Raw genomic sequence first — 2104 nt, 5'->3', positions numbered from 1 at the left:
GGTCTCGCCGGCGATCAGGCCGAAGAACGCCGCCACGAGGAAGAGGAGGGTGTCGACGCCCCAGTCGCGTACGGTGCGGCGCGGCGGGCGCCCCGGCGGGCTGTCCGCCGGGGTGTCGGCCATCGCCGAGGGGAGCAGCCAGGCGTGGCGGTCCGTACGTGTCATACCGACCAAAGTACGCAGGCGGGAGGCCCGGGGACGGTCGGGAGGCGGCAGTCGCGACCAAAGTCGCCGGGCGGGAGACTTTGGTCGCGGCGGCGGGTCCGGTCGGCCGACGCGGGCGCCCCGGCGCGGGGATCATGCTCGGGTCATGAAGAGATTCCTGGAGGGCTTCGGCTTCCTGACCATGGTGGTCGGCGTGTGCGGGGTGATCCGTGAGCTGACGGACGGCTGGTTCCGGCTGCTGGGCTTCACCCGGTTCCTGACGGAGGGCGTCCGGTTCCTGGAGGGCCGCGAGCTGTACGCGAACCTGGTGATCGCGGTGCTGGGCGTGGTGATCATGATCATCTCGGACCGGGTGAAGGCGTGACGCGACGTCCGGCGCCGCCGGACGTCCCGGCCGCCGGTCCGGGGCCGATCGTGCCGCGGATCACGGCGACCGCCGGCGGGGGCCTTCTACCATCGTGATCACGGGCACGGGTCCCGCGGGGCGAGCCCCGTGCCGCAGCACCCGTTCCACCCGAGGAGATCCACCCCGTGACCACAGACACCGGCGTCCGTGAGAGCTACTACGTGCGCACGGACGAGCACCGCTACAAGCCGACGTCCCACGCGGGGGGCGCCTGGAGCGCCGGGGAGCAGCACTTCAGCCCGCTCGCGGGCCTCGTCGTCCACGCGATCGACCGGCACCTCGACGGCCGGCCCGACCAGGGGCTGGTCCTGGCCCGGATCAGCTACGACATCCTGGGCCGGATCGCTCTGGCCGAATGCGAGATCACGGTGGAGACGGTGCGCCCGGGGCGGACCATCGAGCTCCTCGAGGCCGTCGTACGCATCGACGACCGCCCGGTGGTCCGCGCCCGCGCCTGGCTCCTGGCGTCTCTGGACACCTCGGCCGTGGCCGACACCCCGCACGAGTCCCTCCCCGACCCGGAGTCCCTCCCGTCGTGGGCGATGAACAGCGCGTGGGACGGCGGATACGTCTCCTCGATCGACGTCCGGCGTACGCCGCCGACCCGCCGGGGCCGTGCCGCCGCCTGGATCTCGTCGCCCGTCGACCTGGTCGCCGGCGAGACCGCGAGCCCGCTCGCCTCGTACGTCGCGCTGGTGGACACGGCCAACGGCATCGCCGTCCAGCAGGACCCCACCGCGTGGCTGTTCCCGAACCTGGACCTGACGATCCATCTGCACCGCCTGCCCCGGGGCCCGTGGACCGGGCTGGACACCACGGTCACCTTCGGCCCGTCCGGCCAGGGGCTCACCAGCAGCGTCCTGCACGACGTCAGCGGCCCGGTGGGCCACGCCGAACAGATCCTCACCGTCCGGCCGCGGCCCGGCGCCTGACCGACGGGGGCCGCCGCCGCACGGGCGCGGCGGCGGCACCCCGAGCGCCACGGCGACGTCCGGCCCGCGAGCCACCGAGGCGGGCCGGCCCCTCCGGCGGCGGGCGCGGCGGCACCCCGAGCGCCACGGCGGTCCGGGGCCCGGCGCGACCGCCCCGGCGCGGACCGCGCGCGACACGAACCGCGGCCGCTGTCGCCGTAAACCGGCCAGGCCGCCCCGACACCGGCACCCTGGGCCTGTGCCCTCACCTCTCGCACCGCCCATCAGCCCTCGCCCGCCCCGGCGCCGGCCGCGGGCGCGCCTCGCCGGGCGCTCCCCCAGGACGGACACGACGTGCGACGCCACAGGGGTGCCATCGCATTTCCTCCCCGGCGCCGGCCGCGGGCGCGCCTCGCCGGGCGCTCCGGCCCTCAGGAGGTCCGCTCCGCCCTGCGCGTTCCCCCGGCACCACCGGGATCAGGCCCCCGGACGGACCGGTCCCGCCCGTCCCCACCGCGGCGACCCGATGTGACCGCCCCTCAGCGGCCGCCCGCGGCCTGAGACTTCCCGCCGCGCCCGGCCCCTCCCGCCCCGGCGCACCCGAGATCGTCGTCCTCACCAC

2 protein-coding genes are annotated in these 2104 nt (G+C 76.0%); both read left to right on the top strand.

Annotated elements, in window-relative coordinates:
* Positions 1–310: 310 nt before the first annotated feature.
* The gene (locus EAO71_RS35345; protein ID WP_147981913.1) at positions 311–529 is read left to right on the top strand and encodes a hypothetical protein; all 219 of its coding nucleotides are present in this window, start codon (positions 311–313) and stop codon (positions 527–529) included.
* 158 nt (positions 530–687) lie between these two features.
* Positions 688–1503: a thioesterase family protein gene (locus EAO71_RS35340; protein WP_147981912.1), complete on the top strand. Its 816-nt coding sequence runs from the start codon at positions 688–690 to the stop codon at positions 1501–1503.
* The last annotated feature ends 601 nt before the right edge of the window (positions 1504–2104 follow it).

This window comes from Streptomyces sp. MS191, from assembly GCF_008042125.1.
Classification (GTDB): domain Bacteria; phylum Actinomycetota; class Actinomycetes; order Streptomycetales; family Streptomycetaceae; genus Streptomyces.
Note: the sequence above shows the minus strand (reverse complement) of the source record. Positions and strands in the feature narration are given on the sequence as shown.

Excerpts from the sequence above, each read along its gene's own strand:
- EAO71_RS35345 (WP_147981913.1), top strand. The coding sequence starts at position 311 with ATGAAGAGATTCCTGGAGGGCTTCGGCTTCCTGACCATGGTGGTCGGC.